The 22187-nt window shown below is 32.2% G+C and carries 19 protein-coding genes and 2 pseudogenes; all 21 read left to right on the top strand.

Going from position 1 to position 22187, the window contains the following annotated elements; genetic code table 11:
- Positions 1-178 precede the first annotated feature (178 nt).
- The 21 genes and pseudogenes from rpsB to J2Z44_RS00375 all read left to right on the top strand — a co-directional run bounded on the left by rpsB (position 179) and on the right by J2Z44_RS00375 (position 22039).
- Positions 179-880: a 30S ribosomal protein S2 gene (gene rpsB / locus J2Z44_RS00470; RefSeq protein ID WP_021283327.1), complete on the top strand. Its 702-nt coding sequence runs from the start codon at positions 179-181 to the stop codon at positions 878-880.
- A gap of 146 nt (positions 881-1026) precedes the next feature.
- A complete protein-coding gene (gene tsf / locus J2Z44_RS00465; RefSeq protein ID WP_021283328.1) occupies positions 1027-1944 on the top strand; it encodes a translation elongation factor Ts in 918 nt (305 codons plus the stop codon).
- A gap of 94 nt (positions 1945-2038) precedes the next feature.
- A complete protein-coding gene (gene pyrH / locus J2Z44_RS00460) occupies positions 2039-2770 on the top strand; it encodes a UMP kinase (protein WP_209649265.1) in 732 nt (243 codons plus the stop codon).
- Between the two features lie 14 nt (positions 2771-2784).
- Positions 2785-3342: a ribosome recycling factor gene (gene frr / locus J2Z44_RS00455; protein ID WP_021283329.1), complete on the top strand. Its 558-nt coding sequence runs from the start codon at positions 2785-2787 to the stop codon at positions 3340-3342.
- A gap of 349 nt (positions 3343-3691) precedes the next feature.
- Positions 3692-4456 (top strand): undecaprenyl pyrophosphate synthase, encoded by a 765-nt coding sequence (locus J2Z44_RS00450; protein ID WP_021283330.1) that lies wholly within the window; start codon positions 3692-3694, stop codon positions 4454-4456.
- Positions 4457-4475: 19 nt separating this feature from the next.
- Complete coding sequence (locus tag J2Z44_RS00445) at positions 4476-5273, top strand: phosphatidate cytidylyltransferase (protein WP_209649264.1); 798 nt, start codon at positions 4476-4478, stop codon at positions 5271-5273.
- Positions 5274-5307: 34 nt separating this feature from the next.
- Positions 5308-6276, top strand: a complete 969-nt coding sequence (locus J2Z44_RS00440) for an AI-2E family transporter (protein ID WP_242833412.1) — start codon at positions 5308-5310, stop codon at positions 6274-6276.
- A gap of 233 nt (positions 6277-6509) precedes the next feature.
- A complete protein-coding gene (locus tag J2Z44_RS00435; RefSeq protein ID WP_021283333.1) occupies positions 6510-7667 on the top strand; it encodes a 1-deoxy-D-xylulose-5-phosphate reductoisomerase in 1158 nt (385 codons plus the stop codon).
- Between the two features lie 65 nt (positions 7668-7732).
- Positions 7733-8734, top strand: a complete 1002-nt coding sequence (gene rseP / locus J2Z44_RS00430; protein WP_031271407.1) for an RIP metalloprotease RseP — start codon at positions 7733-7735, stop codon at positions 8732-8734.
- Between the two features lie 10 nt (positions 8735-8744).
- Positions 8745-9794, top strand: a complete 1050-nt coding sequence (gene ispG, locus J2Z44_RS00425; protein WP_021283335.1) for a flavodoxin-dependent (E)-4-hydroxy-3-methylbut-2-enyl-diphosphate synthase — start codon at positions 8745-8747, stop codon at positions 9792-9794.
- Positions 9795-9811: 17 nt separating this feature from the next.
- Positions 9812-14146 carry a PolC-type DNA polymerase III gene (locus J2Z44_RS00420; RefSeq protein WP_021283336.1) on the top strand — a complete coding sequence of 1445 codons (4335 nt, stop codon included), beginning with the start codon at positions 9812-9814 and terminating at the stop codon, positions 14144-14146.
- Positions 14147-14549: 403 nt separating this feature from the next.
- On the top strand, positions 14550-15011 hold the full coding sequence (gene rimP, locus J2Z44_RS00415) for a ribosome maturation factor RimP (protein WP_021283337.1): 462 nt from the start codon (positions 14550-14552) through the stop codon (positions 15009-15011).
- 13 nt (positions 15012-15024) lie between these two features.
- Positions 15025-16140 carry a transcription termination factor NusA gene (nusA, locus tag J2Z44_RS00410; protein ID WP_021283338.1) on the top strand — a complete coding sequence of 372 codons (1116 nt, stop codon included), beginning with the start codon at positions 15025-15027 and terminating at the stop codon, positions 16138-16140.
- A gap of 10 nt (positions 16141-16150) precedes the next feature.
- Positions 16151-16420, top strand: a complete 270-nt coding sequence (gene rnpM, locus J2Z44_RS00405; protein ID WP_021283339.1) for an RNase P modulator RnpM — start codon at positions 16151-16153, stop codon at positions 16418-16420.
- Positions 16410-16724 carry a ribosomal L7Ae/L30e/S12e/Gadd45 family protein gene (locus J2Z44_RS00400; protein ID WP_021283340.1) on the top strand — a complete coding sequence of 105 codons (315 nt, stop codon included), beginning with the start codon at positions 16410-16412 and terminating at the stop codon, positions 16722-16724. Before rnpM ends, J2Z44_RS00400 begins: the two co-directional genes overlap by 11 nt.
- 8 nt (positions 16725-16732) lie before the next feature.
- A pseudogene (locus J2Z44_RS22030) lies at positions 16733-16828 on the top strand (translation initiation factor IF-2 N-terminal domain-containing protein); the annotation flags it as partial.
- 237 nt (positions 16829-17065) lie between these two features.
- Positions 17066-18832: pseudogene (gene infB / locus J2Z44_RS00395) on the top strand (translation initiation factor IF-2); the annotation flags it as partial.
- An 18-nt stretch (positions 18833-18850) separates the two neighbouring features.
- On the top strand, positions 18851-19216 hold the full coding sequence (gene rbfA, locus J2Z44_RS00390) for a 30S ribosome-binding factor RbfA (protein ID WP_209649263.1): 366 nt from the start codon (positions 18851-18853) through the stop codon (positions 19214-19216).
- Positions 19203-20162 (top strand): DHH family phosphoesterase, encoded by a 960-nt coding sequence (locus tag J2Z44_RS00385; RefSeq protein WP_021283343.1) that lies wholly within the window; start codon positions 19203-19205, stop codon positions 20160-20162. The genes rbfA and J2Z44_RS00385 overlap by 14 nt, the downstream gene beginning before the upstream one ends.
- Positions 20162-21070, top strand: coding sequence for a tRNA pseudouridine(55) synthase TruB (truB, locus tag J2Z44_RS00380; protein WP_021283344.1), 909 nt, complete (start codon positions 20162-20164; stop codon positions 21068-21070). Before J2Z44_RS00385 ends, truB begins: the two co-directional genes overlap by 1 nt.
- Positions 21071-21079: 9 nt before the next feature.
- On the top strand, positions 21080-22039 hold the full coding sequence (locus tag J2Z44_RS00375) for a bifunctional riboflavin kinase/FAD synthetase (protein ID WP_021283345.1): 960 nt from the start codon (positions 21080-21082) through the stop codon (positions 22037-22039).
- Positions 22040-22187: the final 148 nt, after the last annotated feature.

Raw genomic sequence — 22187 nt, 5'->3', positions numbered from 1 at the left:
TAGATGTGAATTAAAAAATTACATGTTTGAAAATTTTTTATTGAATACTACTTATAATTGTGTTATACTACACAAGGTAAGAAAATACACACATTACTCTATTTGTTGAAAGGTGCCTTATTAAGGTTTTCAATGGAAATGAAAGTAATGGAGGTAAAACCGAGGAGGTATATTAAAAATGGCAGTAATATCAATGAAACAATTATTAGAAGCAGGTGTTCACTTTGGACATCAAACAAGAAGATGGAATCCTAAAATGGCTCCATACATATTCACAGAGAGAAATGGAATCTATATTATAGATTTACAAAAAACTGTGAAGAAAATCGATGAAGCTTATGATTTTATAAAATCAGTAGCTGAAGAAGGAAAAGATATCCTATTTGTTGGAACAAAGAAACAAGCTCAAGAAGCTATTCAAGAAGAAGCTATCAGATCAAGCATGCACTTTGTTAACAACAGATGGTTAGGTGGAATGCTAACTAACTTCAGAACTATTAAAGCTAGAATAGGAAGATTAGAAGAATTAGATAAAATGGAACAAGATGGAATATTCGAAGTTCTTCCAAAGAAAGAAGTTACTCAACTTAAAAATGAGAGAGAAAAATTAGAGAAAAACCTTGGCGGAATCAGAAACATGGATGCTAAGAAAATTGGAGCATTATTTGTTGTTGACCCAAGAAAAGAGAAAAATGCTATATCAGAAGCTAAAATATTAGGAATACCTGTTATTGCAATAGTTGACACAAACTGCGATCCAGATGAAGTTGATTATGTAATCCCAGGAAACGATGATGCAATCAGAGCTGTAAAACTAATCACTGAAAGATTAGCTGATGCTATAATCGAAGCAAGACAAGGCGAGCAAATAGCTGAATAATATTAGTTTGCTGATTATAAGAAATTAAACCACAAGTAAAAACAGCCTCATCTATGGTTGTAAAGAGAAAATAAATTTATAAGGTAGGTGAGAGAAATATTTCTTTCATTTACCTTTTAAATTAGTTATAAAGAGGAGGAATAAAGATGATAACTGCAGGAATGGTTAAAGAACTTAGAGAAAGAACTGGAGCAGGAATGATGGACTGCAAAAAGGCTCTTAATGAAACTAATGGGGACATGGATAAAGCAATTGAGGTATTAAGAGAGAAGGGACTTGCAGCAGCAGCTAAAAAAGCTGGAAGAATTGCAGCTGAAGGTATTGTAACTACATACATTTCAGAAGATATGAAATTAGGTGCAGTAGTAGAAGTTAACTGTGAAACTGACTTCGTTGCAGCAAATGACGAGTTTAAGGCTCTTGTTGAAAATGTAGCTAAAATGGTTGCATTATCAAATGTTAGCACAGTAGAGGAGTTAGTTGCGCAAAAATACATAGCTGATGAAAGTGCAACATTACAAGAAACTGTTACAGCATTAATAGCTAAAATAGGCGAAAATATGTCTGTAAGAAGATTTGAAAGATTTAAAGTTGAAAATGGAATAATCCAAAGCTATATCCATGGAAATGGAAAGATTGGTGTTCTAGTTGAGTTAGCTTGTGAGAAACAAGATCCAGTTTTAGCTACAATTGGTAAGGATATTGCAATGCAAGTAGCAGCAGCTAACCCATTATTCTTAAATAAAGATGCTGTAGACAATGAATCTTTAGAAAAAGAAAAAGAAATCTACAGAGTTCAAGCTTTAAATGAAGGAAAGCCAGAGAATATCGTTGATAAAATGGTTATGGGAAGAGTAAACAAATACTATAAAGAGGTTTGTTTAGTAGAGCAAGTTTGGGTTAAGAATGGTGATTACACTATTACTAAGTATCTTCAAGAAGAATCAAAGAAAATTGGTGCTGACATAACAGTTACAAGATTCGCTAGATTCGAAAGAGGAGAAGGAATCGAGAAGAAAGAAGATAACTTTGCAGAAGAAGTACAAAAAATGCAAGGAAAATAATTTAAAGAAGAGAACTCTATGTTCTCTTTTTTTAAAATAACATGAAATTTTAACTAATGTGATGTAAAAAAAAGTATTTGGAGGTATAATATATATGGAAGCTGCGAAATACAAAAGAGTTATGCTTAAACTTTCTGGTGAGGCTTTAGCTGCAGAAAAGGGATATGGAATTGACTTTGATGTAGCTAATTCAATTGCTGTACAAATTAAGAAACTGGTAGAAATGGGAGTTGAAGTTGGAGCAGTTGTTGGTGGCGGAAACATTTGGCGTGGTAGAAGTGGTGAAGGTATGGATAGAACTACTGCCGACTACATGGGAATGCTAGCTACTTGCATTAATGCCTTAGCATTACAAGATTCCTTAGAAGCTATTGGGGTAAACACAAGGGTTCAAACAGCTATAGAAATGAGAGAGATTGCAGAGCCTTACATTAGAAGAAAAGCTATGAGACATCTAGAAAAAGGAAGAGTTGTGATATTTGCAGCAGGAACAGGAAATCCATATTTCTCCACAGATACCACTGCAGCATTAAGGGCTGCGGAAATTGAGGCAGAAGTGATTCTACTCGCAAAAAAAGTAGATGGTGTTTATGATAAGGATCCACACAAGCATAAGGATGCTGTGAAATTTGAAAATTTATCTTATATTGAGGTTTTAGAAAAAGGATTACAGGTTATGGATTCTACAGCTACATCTCTTTGTATGGATAACAATATTCCGATTCTTGTGTTTGGATTAGATAAGCCAGAAAACATTATAAGAGCTATTAAAGGTGAAGATATTGGTACGTTAGTATCATCTAATACAGTTAAATGCAATAAGTAGATGGAGGGAATTCTATGGTAAAGGATATTATTAAAAATGCTGATGAAAAAATGAATAAAACTATTTCAGTATTTAAAGCTGAATTAGCAACTATGAAGGCTGGAAGAGCAAACCCAACAATGTTAGATAGAATTCAAGTAGAATGCTATGGAAGTATGATGCCACTTAATCAATTAGGAGGAGTTTCAGCTCCAGAGCCAAGAGTATTATTAATTCAACCATGGGATAAAAGCTCGATAAAGGATATAGAAAAGGCAATTTTAAAGTCAGATTTAGGAATAAATCCTACAAGTGATGGTTCAGTTATAAGATTAATTGTGCCTGAATTAACTGAGGAAACAAGAAAAAATCTAGTTAAAACTATTAAAAAAACTGGAGAAGAAGCTAAAGTTGCTATTAGGTCAATAAGAAGAGATGCAAACGAAAAGATAAAGACATTAAAGAAAGATACTACAATCACTGAAGATGAGGCAAAAAAAGCAGAAGACAATATTCAAAAAGAAACTGATAAGTTTATAAAAGAAGTTGACAAGATGATTGAGAGTAAAGAAAAAGAAATTATGGCTGTTTAATTTTATTAATGAAACCTGCAGATTTGCAGGTTTTATTAATAAATTCAAATACTATACTAAAACATAGCCTAATAGAATAAAGTTATATTTGCAGTTATAAGGTTCCATGATGGAATTTTAACTTATTCATATCACCAAACCTTTAAGGAAATCAGGGTAGGAGTCATGTATAAGTTAAGTTTTAACTCTGATTCCCTATATAAGCTTCAAGAAGAAACTTAAACTAATAAGATTTCAAGTAGAGAATTTATATAATGATTGATGGCATTAGAGTTGAAATTAGTTCCTGATAATTACATTTTAGTGACGAAATTAATGTAATTTATGTATAGAAATGGAGAGAGAATAATTGGGTTTGTTTTTTAATAACAAAAGGAAGAAAAGTGAAAAATCGGAAGAAATAATTATAGATAAGACAAATATTCCAGCTCATATTGCTGTTATCATGGATGGCAATGGAAGATGGGCAAAGGAAAGAAATTTACCAAGAACCATGGGGCATAGAGCTGGCATGGATACAATAAGAAAAATAGTAAAAGAGAGCAGTAAGCTAGGGGTAAGGTATTTAACCCTTTATGCATTTTCTACTGAAAACTGGAAAAGACCAGAAGATGAAGTAACAGCACTAATGAAATTAGTTGTGGAGTTCATAGGAAAAGAAATTAATGAGTTGCATAAAAATGAAGTAGTATTCAATGTTATAGGAGATATAAGTAAGCTACCACAAGTGTGTCAGGAATCTATATTTTCTGCAAAAGAAAAAACTAAAAATAATAAGGGTCTAACTTTAAATATTGCGCTGAATTATGGCGGAAGAGATGAGATAGTCAGTGGAGTAAAAAAAATAGCCCAGGAAATTTTAGATAATAATATAAAGGTTGAAGATATAGATGAACAATTAATCTCCAACCATCTTTATACATCTGGAATGCCAGATCCTGATATAGTTATTAGACCAAGTGGAGAGCTAAGATTAAGCAATTATCTTCTTTGGCAAAGTGCTTATTCTGAGTTTTGGTTTTCAAATATAAATTGGCCTGATTTCACCGAAAGAGATCTCCACAAAGCTATAAGTGATTACCAAAATAGAAATAGAAGATTTGGTGGAGTATAGTCTATAAGGGGTGAATTTAATGAATAAACGATATATTGGTGCTTTGGCTTTAGCACCTTTACTGATATTTTTATTTTTAGGAGGATATTATTTAAAATATTTAGTCCTAGTTTTGTCTTTGTGTGGTATGTATGAATTTTACAAAACCACAAAAGAGTGTGATTTTAATCCTATTTCAATAGTAGGATATGTTCTTTGTGTTGCTTACTATTTGCCTTTGGGTCAGGACTTTAATCTTTCAAATCAAAGTTTTTATTTAATTGGAGCTATATTTATTTTAATGATAATTCCAGTTTTAAATACTAAGTACAATTTTATAGATGTGTCTTTAACTATTATGGCATACCTTTATGTAGCTGTATTTTTTAGTTTTATAGTTCTTGTCAATGGAAAACAATATGGAGAGTTCTTAGTTTGGCTCATCTTCATATCTTCTTGGGGCTGTGATACATTAGCATATTATTTTGGAAGGTACTTAGGAAAACGAAAAATTAGCCCTAAAGTTAGTCCGAAAAAAACCCTTGCTGGATCTATAGGAGGGCTAATAGGAAGTATCTTAGGATGTAGTATTTTTGGATATATAATAGGAAATTATGGGGTAAATATACCTACTTATCATTATGTTATTATTGGATTACTAGGTGGTATATTTGGTCAATTTGGAGATTTAGTTGCTTCCTCTATTAAGAGATATGCTAAGGTTAAGGATTATTCAAATTTAATACCAGGACATGGAGGTATATTAGATAGATTTGATAGCATACTTTTTGTATCAGTAATAGTATACTATTATATAACAATTTTTGTGAGGATATAGTGTGCTTGAAAAGTATAAGAATTTAATAACAGTCATGGTCTTACTATTAGTTTTTTTATTATTAACTAAGGTTGTTAATAATTATGTAGAACCAATCTTAATAATTTTTCTATTAACCTATACTTCATCTCCTCTTTATAGGTTAATGAGGGAAAAAAATATTTTTTCCCCTAGTATTAGTTCTATTATTGCACTTTTATTTATTAACGTTATATTTATTATCATTCTTATCTTTATAGGAAGTTTTACTTATAATAAAATATTTTATTTTTTACAAAATCAGTATAATGATTTTATAGAATATGTAGTGGATGTTTGGAATAGTATGGCTTTTGTAACTCATATATCTACAACCACTTTACAAGAAAACATACTTAAGATAACATCCAAATCTTTAAATAACATAGATTTTTTAAGAAAAGGAGCAGTATATACTACCGATGGAATTTTAACATATTTTATAGGTAATATAGCTGCTTATTTTTTATTGAAAGATACAAAAAGTGTATGGAAGGTTATTGAGAAAATCATTACAAAGAATAATGCAGAATTTATTCTTCAAAGAGCAAAGGAAATAGATAAGGTATTTAAAGTTATATTAATGGTTGTAATGTTGAATACTGTAATAACAATTTTAGGGTTTTATATATTAAAGGTAGATAATGCTTTTATGTTAGGAATAGTTTGTGGAATATTAGATATAATTCCAATTATAGGAACAATTTTTGTGTTTGCACCGCTAATATTGTATAATATCTCTAAAGGTTCTTATATCATTGCTATAGGCTTACTTTTATTATATATTTTGTTGATTTTTTATACTCAAATAATAGAAGCTAAGTTTATGAGTAATAAACTGCAAATTCATCCTCTGCCAATGATTTTAGCTATTTATGTAGGTATGAAAATTTCAGGCTTTGTGGGAATTATAATGGCAGTAATATACGTGGTAACGGTAAATGAGATATTATTTATGAAGCCAGAAAAGAAAATTACTTTGTAAGGATATGAATGATTTAAAGTAAATTAATTTGTAATCTAATTTATACTTTATACGTATAGAATAAATATATTTATTTCTTCATTAGTATATAAGTTCAGGTTAATTTTCTACATGGAAGTAGTTTGAAAATATAGATGAGGCTAAAGGCTATAATGTAGTTTATTTATTAGAACATATATGTGAAAATAAATATTTAATGAAGAACTTGGAAAAAATAGTTAGGAGAGATACAGATGAAAAATATAAGTATTTTAGGGGTTACTGGTTCTATAGGTACACAAACTTTGGATGTATTAAGAAATAGTAATGAGGAATTTAATCTAATCGGTATATCTGCAAATAAAAGCTATAAAAAGGTAATAGAAATAATTGAGGAGTTCTCTCCAAAGTATGTAGCAATGATGGATCATAGCTCCTACTTACAAGTTAAGAGTTATTGTGAAGAAAATAATAAGAATATTATAGTTCTTAGTGGAATTGAAGGATTAAATAGAATCTCAACCTTAGAAGAAATAGAAATGGTAGTAACTTCTGTTGTAGGCATGATTGGTCTTATTCCAACTATTAATGCTATCAGGGCAAAGAAACATATTGCTCTTGCTAACAAGGAAACGTTAGTAGTGGCAGGAGAGCTTGTCATGAATGAAGCAAAGGAAAATGGGGTAAAAATCCTTCCTGTGGACTCGGAGCACTGTGCAATATTCCAAAGCTTACAAGGAAATAAACATAATGAAGTAAATAAGGTAATTTTAACAGCTTCAGGAGGACCTTTTAGAGGTAAGGAAAGAGATGAACTAAAGGAAATAACACCAGAGCAGGCATTAAAGCATCCAAAGTGGGATATGGGGAAAAAAATATCTATAGATTCTTCTACCCTGGTAAATAAGGGACTAGAGGTTATAGAAGCTCACTTCTTATTTGGGGTTGATTATGATGACATTCAGGTGGTAATTCATCCTCAAAGCATTATCCATTCTATGGTAGAATACATAGATGGAAGTGTAATTGCACAATTAGGTAGTACTGATATGAGGTTGCCAATTCAGTATGCTCTTAATTATCCTAGAAGAGGAAACTCAGTTGCAGAAAAACTTGATTTTTACTCTTTAGGCTCCTTAACCTTTGAAAAGCCAGATATGGATACCTTCCAGTGTCTAAGACTTGCCTATGAGGCAGGGAAAGCAGGAGGAACTATGCCGGCAGTTTTTAATGGGGCAAATGAGATTGCAGTAGAGCTGTTTTTAGATAAAAAGATAAAATACTTACAAATTGAAATGATAATCAAAGAAGCTATGAATAGCTTTGAACATATAATAAATCCAACTCTAGAAGAAATTATAGACATAGATAAAAGAACTAGAGAATATGTTTTAAATAAATACAACAAATAAATTTTAAAAAATTAAAGGGGAGATAGGCATTGCAAACTATAATAACAAATATACCCTATGTGATAATGGCACTTTTAGCTTTTAGCTTACTTATTGTAGGGCATGAGTTTGGACATTTTATTTTAGCTAAAATTAATGGAGTTAAGGTTTTAGAATTTTCTTTAGGAATGGGACCAAAGGTCGTAGGCTTTAAAGGAAAAGAAACAGAGTACCTTATAAAGCTTTTACCTATTGGTGGTTATGTAAAAATGTATGGGGAAGATGAAGATGTAACAGTTAACGATCCAAGAGCTTTTGCTTCAAAAACTTCCTTTCAAAAGCTTACAATAGTAGCTGCAGGACCAATAATGAATTTTATTTTGGCTATAATTTTATTTGCTATGGCAGGATCAATTCAAGGACAACGCACTAATATTGTTGGAGAACTTGTAAAAGATTCACCAGCTATGATGGCAGGGGTGCAAGTAGGAGATAAAATTACTGAGGTTAATGGTAAGAGCATATCCACTTGGGAGGAATTTTTAAATGAAGTTCTTACCGGTGAAGGAAAGCCTGTAGACATGAAAGTAAAAAGAGGAACAGAGGATGTAAGCTTTAATATAGTTCCTATAATAGATAAAGAGGGAAATAGATATTTAATTGGTATAAACACTAAGATAGTTAAACCAAACTTTACTGAATCCGTATACCATGGATTTAATCAAACTGGTAGCATGGTTAAACAAACCTTTGCTTTCTTTGGCCAATTATTTAAAGGAAAACTAAATGCAGATGATGTAGGAGGGCCCATTTCTATAATTAAGATATCAGGTCAAGCTGCTAAAGCGGGAGTGGGAACTTTATTATTCTTTACCGCTTACCTAAGTGTCCAATTAGCAATATTCAATGTAATTCCTTTCCCAGCCTTAGATGGTGGTTGGATATTATTGCTACTATTCCAAATCATAACTGGAAAAGAAGTAGATAAGGAAAAAGTTGCTACAATAAATTATTATGGATTCTTAGCATTAATGGCCTTAATGGTATTAGTATTAATTAAGGATATTGTAAATCCTATACAATTCTAGGAGTGATAAAATGATTAGAAAAGAAACAAGGAAGATAAAAATTGGTAATTTATATATTGGAGGAGACTCTAAGGTAGCAATTCAATCTATGACCAATACGGACACTAGAGACGTGAAAGCTACCGTAGAGCAAATACTAAAGCTAAAAGCAGCAGGTTGTGATATTGTAAGATGTGCAGTTCCAGATATGGAAGCTGCTGAGGCTATAAAAGAAATTGTAAAAGGAATTAATATTCCTTTAGTTGCAGATATTCATTTTGATTATAGATTAGCACTGAAAGCTATTGAAAATGGGGTTTCAAAGTTAAGAATAAATCCAGGCAACATAGGAAGTATAGAAAGAGTAAAGGCAGTTGCAGAGGCTGCAAAGGAGAAAAATATTCCTATTAGAATAGGGGTTAACTCTGGGTCTCTTGAAAAAGACTTACTAAAGAAGTACGGAAAAGTTTGTCCTGAAGCTCTAGTTGAAAGTGCTTTAAATCATGTTAAAATATTAGAGGACGTAAATTTTAATGATATAATTATTTCTATAAAATCCTCTGATGTAGTCCAAATGATAGAAAGTTACAAGCTGATCTCAGAAAAAGTTAATTATCCCTTACATGTAGGGGTTACTGAAGCAGGTACTATTTGGAGGGGAACTATTAAATCCAGTGTAGGTATAGGAGCACTCCTTGCACAGGGCATAGGTGATACTATTAGAGTTTCTCTTACTGGAGATGTAGTTGAAGAAGTCAAGGTGGGCAAGGAGATTCTAAAGTCCCTAGGATACATAAATGAGGGAGTACAATTTGTATCTTGCCCAACCTGTGGAAGAACCCAAATTGATTTAATTAAAATAGCTGAGGAAGTAGAAAGCAAACTAGCTAATTTAAATAAGAATATTAAGGTAGCTGTAATGGGGTGTGCTGTAAATGGGCCAGGAGAGGCAAGGGAAGCTGACATTGGTATTGCTGGCGGATATGGAGAAGGATTAATCTTTAAAAAAGGTGAGATAATTAAAAAAGTTAAAGAAGAAAATTTAGTTGAAGAACTTTTAAAAGAAATTGATAAACTTTAAAACTAGGAGGTAACTTAATGAATGCAAGCCTAGTTGACATTCTAAAGAACGATATAGACAATAATGAGGTTTTTACAGATGATAGTATTAAACTTCTTAGAGTTCAATACCTTAAAAAAAGCGAAAAACTAAGAGTTGTATTAAAATTTAAATGGGAAATTGAAGAGTCTAAGAAAAGGCTTATATATGATATCATCAGTAAGAAATTAATCGGCTTTAAAAGCATTGAATTATTATGGTATAGAGATATTGACCATGTGTCAATAGATGAGGTAGCGGGGCAGTACTGGGTAGATGTGGTTGGTTCCGTAGCCTCATCTTTTCCGTCTATAAGAAGTGTATTGTTAAAATGTAGCAAAGATGTAAAGGATGGAGTAATCACTTTGTATATGCCTAATATGTTTATTTACAACCTATTAAAAAGTAAGAACATAGAGCTACAGCTTAAAAAAGGCATAAAAGAAATGTTTGGTATAGAAGCTTCTATAAGTGCGGTATTTGATGCTACAAAGAATCATGACTATCTAGAGGTAAATAAGTCGGATGAAGCATCCATAATAAAAGAAGTAACTTCAAATATAAAATCAGGTGTAAGCAAACCCGCAAGTAAAGAAAATACTAATAAGCCTACCACAAATAAGGATAAGGCAAAGGATTATATTAAATATAAAAAGAGTCAAGAACCTATAGATGAGAATGTAATTTTTGGAAGAAATATCAATGAAGAAAGTACACCTATTAGTGAGCTAGACATTAGTTCAGGGAAGGTTGCAATTACTGGAGATGTATTTAAAGTGAATATATTTGAGAGTAAGAGCGGAAGAATATTTCCATCTGCCTTTATTACAGACTATTCTAGTTCAATTACGGTGAAAATATACCCAAGGCCAAGTGATGACTTAGAAAAAATTCTAGGAGAGCTTAAAGAAGGACTTCATTGTAAGGTGTACGGTGAGGTTGAAATAGATAGATTTACTAGAGAGTTAGTGCTTACTGCTAGAAGCATTGTAAAGCTTAAGAAAATTGAAAGAATGGATACCGCTGAAGAAAAAAGGGTAGAGCTCCATGCACATACTACTATGAGCTCAATGGATGGTCTAACAAGTGCTTCTAAACTTATTACTAGGGCTGCAAAATGGGGACATAGTGCTATTGCCATCACTGACCACGGTGTAGCACAAGCCTTTCCAGAAGCTATGGATGCTGCTAAAAAAAATGGTATTAAGGCTATTTATGGAATGGAAGGTTATTTAGTAGATGATGGAGTTCCTATTGCTTGGAATTCAAGAGGAAAATCTTTTGAAGATAGGTTTGTAGTATTTGATATTGAAACTACTGGATTTTCAAGTTCAGAGGATAGAATTATTGAAATTGGGGCAGTGAAAATCGAAAATGGTGAAGTTATAGATAGCTTCAACTATTTTGTTAATCCAGAGATGTCCATACCCTACAAGATAACAGAACTTACTGGGATAAATAATGATATGGTAAAAAATGAAGAAAATATTGGATATGTGCTTCCGAAGTTCTTAGATTTTGTTGAGGATAGTGTAGTGGTGGCACATAATGCAGACTTTGATACAGGGTTTATAAAAGCTAATTGCAAAAGACTAGGGCTGAAATTTAATAACGGTATATTAGACACTTTGCCGCTAGCTAGGTTTTTATTTCCAGAACTTAAAAAACATAAGTTAAATGTTATTTGTAATCATCTTGGTATATCCCTTGAAAATCATCATAGAGCTGTGGATGACGCAAAAGCAACAGCAGAAATTTTATTAAAGTCTTTTAACCTATTAAGAGAAAAAGAAATTATGGATATAGATAACTTAAATAGAGAATATTTAAAGACTTTTGATATAAAAAAGGTTCCTACCTATCATGTAATAATACTAGCTAAGACTCAGGAAGGATTAAAAAATTTATATAAGCTTATATCCTTTTCAAATTTAGATCACTTCCAACGAAGGCCAAGACTTCCTAAAAGCCTTATTGAGCAGTATAGAGAAGGTTTAATTATAGGTTCTGCTTGTGAAGCAGGTCAAGTTTATAAGGCGATTTTAAGTGGGAAAACTTTTGATGATATAGAGAGTATGGTAAGTTTTTATGATTATTTGGAAATCCAACCTATAGGGAATAATGAATTTTTGATAAAAAATAATTCGGTAAAAAATGAGGATAGTTTAAGAGAGATAAATAAAAAGATTTGTGAGTTAGGGGAATACTATAATAAACCAGTTGTAGCAACTGGGGATGTACATTTTTTAGATCCTACAGATGAAGCTTTTAGAAGAATACTTATGGCAGGACAAGGATTTGGTGATGCTGACAACCAAGCACCACTATACCTTAAAACAACTACAGAAATGTTAAGAGAGTTCTCTTATCTAGGTGAAAAAAAAGCAAGAGAAGTAGTAATAACAAATCCTAGAAATATTGCAGACTCTATAGAGTTTATTAAACCTATTCCAGATGAAACTTATCCACCTAAGATTGAGGGAGCAGAAGATGAAATAAGAAATATGACCATGCAAAAGGTTTTTGATATCTATGGAGAGGATTTGCCAGAAGTAATTCAAAAGAGATTAGATAAAGAACTTAACTCTATTATTGGAAATGGTTATGCTGTTCTGTACTTAATTGCACATAAGCTTGTGGCTAAGTCTTTAGCAGATGGCTACTTAGTTGGTTCAAGGGGATCAGTTGGATCTTCCTTTGTTGCCACCATGACTAATATTACAGAAGTTAATGGATTACCACCTCATTATGTATGTCCAAATTGCAAAAATAACGAGTTTATTTTAGATGGCTCTATTGGATCTGGAGTAGACTTACCTGATAAAAATTGTGAAAAATGTGGAACTCCTTATATAAAGGATGGACACGATATACCTTTTGAAACTTTCTTAGGTTTTGAGGGGGATAAGGAACCAGATATAGACTTAAACTTCTCAGGAGATAACCAAGGAGATATCCATAGATATACTGAAGTGCTGTTTGGTAAGGGTTATACTTTTAAAGCAGGAACCATAGGTACTATAGCAGAAAAGACTGCTTATGGCTATGTTAAAAAATATATGGATGAAAGAAACATAAATGCTACCTCTGCTGAAATAGAAAGATTAACCTTGGGATGTACAGGTGTTAAAAGAACAACAGGACAGCACCCAGGGGGGATAATGGTTGTTCCAAGTGATAATGAAATATTTAATTTTTGCCCAATTCAACATCCGGCAGATGATCCGAATTCTGATATAATTACAACTCACTTTGATTACCATTCAATAAGTGGAAGACTGCTAAAGCTAGATATTCTTGGGCACGACGATCCTACAGTTCTTAGAATGCTTCAGGATATAACGGGAATAGATCCAAGAACTGTGCCTTTATCTGACCCTAAGGTTATTAGTATATTTACTTCCACAGGAGCACTGGGATTAACCCCAGAAGAACTTGGTTGTGAGGTTGGTAGCTATGGTATTCCAGAGTTTGGAACTAAGTTCGTTAGACAGATGCTCATTGATACTCAGCCTAAGTCATTTTCAGATTTGGTGAGAATTTCTGGACTTTCTCATGGTACAGATGTATGGCTTAATAATGCTCAATATTATATAAAAGAGGGATTCACTACTCTTAAAGACTGTATATCTACAAGAGACGATATTATGGTGTACTTAATTTATAAGGGGTTGCCTCCTAAAACTGCCTTCAACATTATGGAAAAGGTTAGAAAAGGTAAGGGCTTGTCAGAGGAGCATGAAGCTATAATGAGAGAACATAATGTACCAGAGTGGTATATTGGTTCTTGTAAAAAGATTAAGTACATGTTCCCTAAGGGACACGCTGTAGCCTATGTAACCATGGCGGTGAGAATAGCTTACTTTAAAGTTTATTATCCCAAAGCTTATTACGCTACCTACTTTACCGTTAGAGCTGATGACTTTGATGGAGAAATAGTTATAAAGGGAGAAGAAGCTATTAAAGCTAAAATGGATGAACTTAATGAACTAGGAAATAATATTGGTACTAAGGAAAAGGGATTACTTACCATATTAGAATTATCCTATGAGATGTATAAAAGAGGTATAAAATTCTTGCCAGTGGACATATATAAATCTGAGGCAACTAAATTTACTATTGAAGGCGAATTTATAAGAATGCCTTTAAGTGGACTTCAAGGAGTAGGAGTAAATGCTGCGAAAGCAATAGCTGAAGAAAGACAAAATGGTGAGTTTATCTCCAAAGAAGATCTACGTAATAGAAGTAAGGTAACCAAAACTGTAATTGAGGCTTTAAGCAATCATGGAGCTTTAGGGGATTTACCAGAAACTAACCAACTTTCTTTATTTTAAGTAGGCTAAATATTTATGGAAAAGTTTTTCCTTGTATTAGGAATATCTGTATGATATAATTATATTTAGTTTAGTAAGTTAACATAATTTTGTTTCAGAGAGAGTAGGTTTTGCCTACTCTCTATTTATTAAAACGCAACCCAAAAGTTGCGTTTTAATTATAGTTAACCAAATTTAGAAGTAACATTGCATAAATCATTAATTTCTGTAAGGCTTTAGCAGAAGTAAAACTTCTAAATCTAAAGGTTTGAAGTAAAAGAAACAAAATAATGATTAATTCATAGGTAGAGCTACATTTGTTTTTAAAAAATGGCAAAAAGATATAATAAATTTTTGTTTTAAGAGCCTTTATAGGTTTAATATTCACATAATGTAGAAAAATATTAAGAAGGAGGGAATAGCGATGAGAAATAATGGATTAATAGAAAAGCTTAATAAATTAGCCTTACCAATAGTGGAAGGTAGCGGATTTGAACTTTATTATCTAGAGTATGTTAAAGAGGCTGGAGAAAATATTTTTAGAGTTTATATAGATAGTGACAAAGGTATTACCTTAGATAACTGCGTAAAGGTAAGTAAAGCTATTAGTGATGTTTTAGATGTAGAGGACCCAATATCAGAAGAATATAATTTAGAGGTTTCTTCTCCAGGCGTGTTTAGAATTTTATATACTGAAGAACATTTAAGTAGATACATAGATAGCCCCGTGTTAGTAAATCTAAATGCTTTAATAAATGGTAAGAAAAAATATGAGGGAGTACTAAAGAGTTTTGACCAAGAGAACTTAGTTTTATCTATTGAAAACAATGAGGTTATCTTACCAAGGTCAAAGGTTTCTGCAGTGAGCTTAAACCCATCTTTGTAAGGAGGAAGTAATAATGAGAGAGGGATTTAAAGAAGAATTCATTGACGCTATCAGACAATTAGCCTATGAGAAAGGTATCAGTGAAGAGTTATTATTTAATACATTAGAAGATGCATTAGTGGCTGCTTACAAAAAGAACTTCGCAAAATCACATGCTAAGGACCAAAATGTAAGAGTTGTTATGAATAGAGAAACTGGAGAAACTCATGTATTTTCTTTAAAAGAAGTCGTTGAGGAAGTTTATGATGATGTAATTGAAATATCCTTAGAGGATGCAAGAGACATTAGCCCAAGATATGCTTTAGGTGATATTGCGGAAATTGAAATAACACCAAGAGATTTTGGAAGAGTAGCAGCTCAGGCAGCGAAACAAGTTGTAATACAAAGAATTAAAGAAGCAGAAAGAACTATAATTTATGACGAGTTTATAACAAAAGAGTATGATATCATAACTGGAACAGTACTAAGAAAAGATAGAGGAAATGTGTTTATTGACCTTGGAAAACTTGAAGCAGTACTTGGCCCAAATGAACAAATGCCTGGTGAGGAATATAAATTTAACGAAAAGTTAAAGCTTTATATTGTAGAAGTTAAAAAGACTCCAAAAGGACCGCAAATTGTAGTATCTAGAACTCATCCTGGTTTAGTTAAAAGACTTTTTGAACTTGAGGTTCCAGAAATATACAGTGGTGTTGTAGAGATAAAGAGTATATCTAGAGAAGCTGGCTCAAGAACTAAGATAGCAGTACATTCAAAGGATGAGAATGTAGATGCTATGGGTGCTTGTGTTGGACCGAGAGGTATAAGAGTTCAAAACATCGTAAATGAACTTAAAAACGAGAAAATAGATATTATTAAGTGGAGCAAATTACCAGAGGAATACATCGCTAATGCATTAAGTCCTGCAAAGATACTTGATGTAGCTGTTGATGAGGATAACAAAAGCGCTAAGGTGGTAGTAGATGATAATCAGCTTTCTTTAGCTATTGGTAAGGAAGGTCAAAATGTTAGACTTGCAGCAAGATTAACAGGTTGGAAGATAGACATAAAGAGTAAGTCTCAAGCAGATAGACTAGCATTAGAAAGTTCATCTTTAAATATGGTGGAAGTTAATAATTCTGAGGAGTAGGTGATATCTTATGAAGATTAAAAAGATACCACAAAGGATGTGCACTGGTTGCATGGAAATGAAGCCTAAAAAGGAACTCATAAGAGTGGTAAAAAACAAGGAAAATGAAATATCCGTAGATCTTCATGGAAAAAAACCAGGTAGAGGTGCGTACATTTGCAAAAGCGCGGAGTGTTTGGAAAAGGCTGTTAAAACTAAACGCTTAGAAAGAAACTTAGAGAGTAAGATTAGCGAAGAAATATATGCTAAACTGAAAGAAGAGATAGAGAATGCAGAATAAATTTTTTCAATTTTTAGGCCTGACTAAAAAATCAGGCAACCTAGTAGAAGGATATAATAAGTGCGAAGAGAATATAAAAAAGCATGGAGTTTATTTAACAATTTTATCCTTAGAATGTGCTGAAAACACTAAAAACAAGTTTAGAAAGTATTGTAGTGACAGAAGTATTCCTATTATTGAAAATGTTTCTAAGGATGATTTAGGACATTGTTTAGGAAGGCCAGAAATTAATGTGCTTTGTGTAAAAGATAAGAACATGAGCGACAAGTTATTACAGTTATGGAATGAAAACAACCAAGCGTAAATTCGGGGGTGAAAGTTTTGTCAAAATTAAGAATATATGAATTAGCTAAGGAATTAGAAATATCAAGTAAGGAACTTATTACTGTTTTATTAGAGGAATTTGGCATCGAAGCTAAAAACCATATGAGCGTTATTGATGAAGAAGATGGAGATCTTATAAAGGAACTCTATTCTGAGAAGAAAACTTCAGATGAAGACAAGAAAGAAATTGTTGAGGAATATGAAGAGTTAGTTAATGAAGATATTAAAAAGCAAGAGAGAAAAAACAGTAAGATCAAAAGAGGAACTAATGATAAGAGAGATGAGGACAAAAAAATAGAGAATTCAGTAGATGAAGTTATAGAACTTGAAGGTACCATTGTAGTTAAGGATTTAGCAGAGAAATTAAAAAAGCCTGCAACAGAAGTAATTAAGGCTTTAATATTCGAAGGTGTTATGGCTAATATGAATCAAGAAATTGATTTTAATATAGCTGAAAAAGTTATAGAGAAATTTGGTTCATTAGCAGTACTAAAAGAAGCAGAAGCAGGAAAACTTGCAGCTGAAGAAGTATATGCTGAAAGCATTGAAGACAGTGAAGAAAACGAAGAGAATGAAGAAAAAAGACCACCAATCGTAACTGTAATGGGACACGTTGACCATGGTAAAACTTCTTTATTAGATGCAATAAAACATTCGAAAGTTACTTCTACTGAAGCAGGTGGAATCACTCAACATATAGGTGCTTATACTGTAGATGTAAACGGAGAGAAAGTAACTTTCTTGGATACACCTGGACACGAAGCTTTCACAGCTATGAGAGCTAGAGGAGCTCAAATAACAGATATAGTTATACTAGTTGTAGCAGCAGATGATGGAATAATGCCACAAACTGTAGAAGCTATTAACCACTGTAAAGCAGCTAAAGTTCCTATGATTGTTGCTATAAACAAAATGGATAGACCAGCAGCAAATCCAGATAAGGTTAAACAAGAGTTAACTGAACATGGACTTTTATCAGAAGACTGGGGTGGAGACACAATTTGTGTTCCAGTATCAGCTCATACTAGAGAGGGATTAGATACTCTATTAGAAATGGTAATCTTAACTTCAGAAATGCTAGAACTTAATGCAAATCCTAAAAGAAATGCTAAAGGTACAGTAATTGAAGCGAAATTAGATAAAGGAAGAGGTCCACTTGCAACTTTACTAGTTCAAAATGGAACTTTAAGTACTGGTGACTCTATAATTGTTGGAACAACTTATGGAAGAATAAGAGCAATGCTTGATGATAAGGGTAAAAAGATTAAAGCTGCAGGACCATCAATTCCAGTTGAGGTGTTAGGACTTTCAGAAGTTCCAGCAGCTGGAGATAGATTTATTGTAGTTAAAGATGAGAAAACAGCTAGAAACATGGCTGAGTCAAGAAAAGAAAAAATCAGACAAGAAAACTTCCAATCATCTAATAGGGTTTCTATGGAAAACTTATACAGCCAAATTCAAGAAGGTAAAGTTAAAGAGCTTAGTGTTATAGTAAAAGCGGACGTTCAGGGTTCTGTTGAAGCTATAAGACAATCTATTGAAAAACTTTCTACAGATAATGTAAAAGTAAGAGTTATTCATGGTGGAGTAGGTGCTATTACTGAAACTGACGTATCTTTAGCTTATGCTTCAAATGCGATAATAATTGGATTTAACGTAAGACCAGATAACAATGCTATTGCTGTAGGTGAGAGAGATAACGTTGAAATAAAAACTTATAGAATTATATACAATGCTTTAGACGATATTAAAGCTGCTATGATGGGAATGCTTGAACCAGAATATAAAGAAGTAGTTCTTGGTAGAGTTGAAGTTAGAGCAGTATATAAAATATCTAATGTTGGTACAATTGCAGGATGTTATGTTTTAAATGGTAAAATCACAAGAAACAGCAGTGTAAGAGTATTAAGACAAGGTATTGTAATATTTGAATCAACTTTAGCATCTTTAAAGAGATTTAAAGATGATGTTAAAGAAGCAGCAGCTGGCTTTGAGTGTGGATTAAGTGTAGAGAAATTTAATGATATAAAAGAAGGCGACATTATAGAAGCCTATACTATGGAAGAAATTAAACCTAAACAAATATAACATAAGGAGTTGAGTTACGTGGCTAATTATAGAGGCGGTAGAATTAATGAGGAAATTAAAAAAGAAGTAAGTAATACCATACAAAATAAAATTAAAGATCCTAGATTAACTGCTATGGTAAGCGTAACTGATGTTGAGGTAACTAAAGATTTAAGCTATGCAAAGGTATTTGTAAGTATTTTTGGAAGTGAAGAACAAAAGGCAAATACTTTGGACGCATTAAAAAGTTCAACAGGCTTTATGAGAAAAGAAATAGGAAAGAATGTAAAGCTAAGACATGTACCACAAGTGCTTATTGAACTTGATGCAACTTTAGATAAAGCTCAGCACCTTAACACATTATTTGAAGCTATAAAGGAGAAAAATAGCGATGATAATGAATAACATCCTTAAAGCTATAAAAGATAGCAAAAACATTGCTATAACTTTTCATGCTTCACCAGATGGGGATTCTTTAGGAAGTGCTACAGCCCTTTTACAAGGGCTTAGAGCACTAAATAAAGAAGCTTACATATTATGCAAAGAAACTGTTCCTGAAAACTTTAAATACTTGCCTTTAAGTAGTGAAATTACTGGTGAGAATTATGAAGTACAAGAAGCTACTGAACTAGTTATAGTACTGGATTGTGGAGACTTTAAAAGAATTAATGCAGATATAGATAAGGATAATAGAAGTTACACTTTAGTAAATATAGATCATCATTTATCTAATGAGATGTATGGAGATTACAACTTTGTAGACACTAATGCAGCAGCAGTAGGAGAAATTGTATATCAAATGCTACAATTATTAAGTGTTAAATTAACAAAGGATATGGGAATAAGCCTATATACTTCTCTATTAACAGATACAGGTTCCTTCAGGCATTCTAATACAACTTCTGTAACTCACACTATTGCAGGAGACGTAATCAATACTGGAATAGACTTTAGTGAAATTCATAGAACTATCTTTGATAATAAGAAATTCAATAGAGTTAAACTTTATGGAAAAGTTATTGATTCCATGACCTTAGAGTTAAATGGCAATGTGGTATTTATGTATATTACTAAAGCTATGCTAGAGGAATTAGGTCTTGAATCTTCAGATACTTCAGATGTACTTATTTATGGAAGTATGATTCAAGGGGTAGAAGTAGTAGTACTGATTAAGGAAAGTGATGAGGGTGTTAAGGTTAGCTTAAGATCTAAAAATATAGTGGATGTAAGAACTATTGCAGAGGGATTTAATGGTGGTGGACATATTAGAGCAGCAGGTTTTGCTTTTGAAGGTAGTGTTTCGACTATTAAATCAAAACTCATGGAAATATTAGAAAAAGAGTTGATATAATGACTTTAAATAAAGAAAACAATCAGGACTCTAAAGAACTTTGTGGAGTTATTAATGTATATAAGCCCACTGGAATTACATCCTTTGATGTAGTGAGGAAGATAAAGAAGCTTTCTAGGCAAAAGAAGGTTGGACATTGTGGAACTCTTGACCCAGAGGCTAGTGGAGTATTGCCAGTATGTATTGGTAGAGCAACGAAAGCTATTGAGTTTATTATGGATGATTTTAAAATTTATGAAGCTCAAGTTAAGCTAGGCGTGGTTACTGATACTTATGATAGAGAAGGTAAAATACTAGAGGAAAACAGTGTAAATGTATCTGAGGAAAAAGTTGTAGAAATTATAAACTCTTTTGTTGGAGAAATACAGCAGGTTCCACCTATGTATTCTGCTCTTAAACATAATGGGAAGAAGCTTTATGAACTTGCAAGACAGGGAATTGAAATAGAAAGAGAACCTAGAAAAGTTACTATTTACAATATAGAAATAATTAACATTGACCTACCTATTATTAAAATCTTAGTAAAATGCTCTAAAGGTACATATATAAGAAGTTTATGTTATGATATTGGAAAAGCTTTAGGGTGTGGAGCCATGATGTGGAGTCTCGAAAGATATGGAACAGGAAGCTTTTTAAAGGAAGATAGTATTAACCTTGATGACCTTACTGAGAATAACTTAAAGGATTATGTACTGCCAATTGAGAGCACATTTAAGAACTATGAAAAATTAGTTGTGGATGAAAAGTTTGAAAAACTACTAGTAAATGGTGTAGCTATTAAAGATAGTAGAATGGTTAAAAATTTAGTTGATTCATCCTACTATACTATTTTCAATAAGGAAAACCTATTTATAGGTATAGCATTGTATAATGATATTGGACTAAAACTTTTAAAGGTTTTTGTGTAGGTAAGATCCATGAGAGTAATTAGGGATAATTTTAAACAGGAAATAAAGAATCCTACATTTATTGCCCTAGGAAGCTTTGATGGAATCCATCAAGGGCACAGAGCTCTTATTGAAAGCGCTATACAAGCTGCACAAGATTATAATAAAAGTAATACCAATGGAGCTTTAAAGGCTAAAACCATGGTATGTACCTTTAAAAATCATCCACTTGCTACAATAAATAAAGAATTAGCCCCAAAGCTTATTATGGATAATAAACAGAAGGTTGAAATTCTCCAAGAGTTAGGGGTAGACATAGTTAATTTTATGGAGTTTAATAAAGACTTTATGAGAATTTCTCCAGAAAGTTTTATATTAAACTTAAAAGAGTTTTATAATGTTCAAGGAATTATTGTTGGCTTTAATTATAGGTTTGGATACAAGAACCTTGGAGATGTAGAATTACTTCATAAATTGAGCAGCTCTGTTGGATTTAATTTAATAGTGGTAGAACCTGTTATTATTGATGAAGAAATAGTAAGTAGTTCTGCTATAAGATATCACATCCAAGAGGGACACATTGAAAGAGCTAATAGATTTTTAAAAAGTCCCTTTATGCTCAGTGGAAAAGTTATTAAAGGAAGACAAATTGGAAGAACCATTGGTTTTCCAACAATCAACTTAAGTTATAATAAAAAGTTTGTAATACCTAAAGGTGGAGTTTACTATAGCTATGTAGAATATCATAAGGCATTCTACAAAGGTATAACTAACATTGGGTATAACCCCACTGTAGATGGAAAAAAGCTTAGTATTGAAACTCATATTTTAGATTTTGAAAAATCTATTTATGATGAACAGGTTAAGGTTTATTTTATCTCTAAAATTAGGGATGAAAAAAAGTTTAACTCAATTGAGGAATTAAAAGAGCAGTTAGAAAGTGACAAGAAGTATGCTAAGGCTACAAATTGGAACTTTAGTTATAGATAGGCATAAATAACAAAATTTTACTATTTTATAGAAATTATATAAAATAACAATTTACAAGTGTAATATTATTTGATATAATTCTTTAGGAACCTAATGCTATGGTATTTGAGTTGCCAACGATAAGCATGGCATTTGGCGATTTACTTTC

The sequence above is a fragment of the Clostridium punense genome, from assembly GCF_017874425.1.
GTDB lineage: Bacteria > Bacillota > Clostridia > Clostridiales > Clostridiaceae > Clostridium_J > Clostridium_J punense.
Note: the sequence above shows the minus strand (reverse complement) of the source record. Positions and strands in the feature narration are given on the sequence as shown.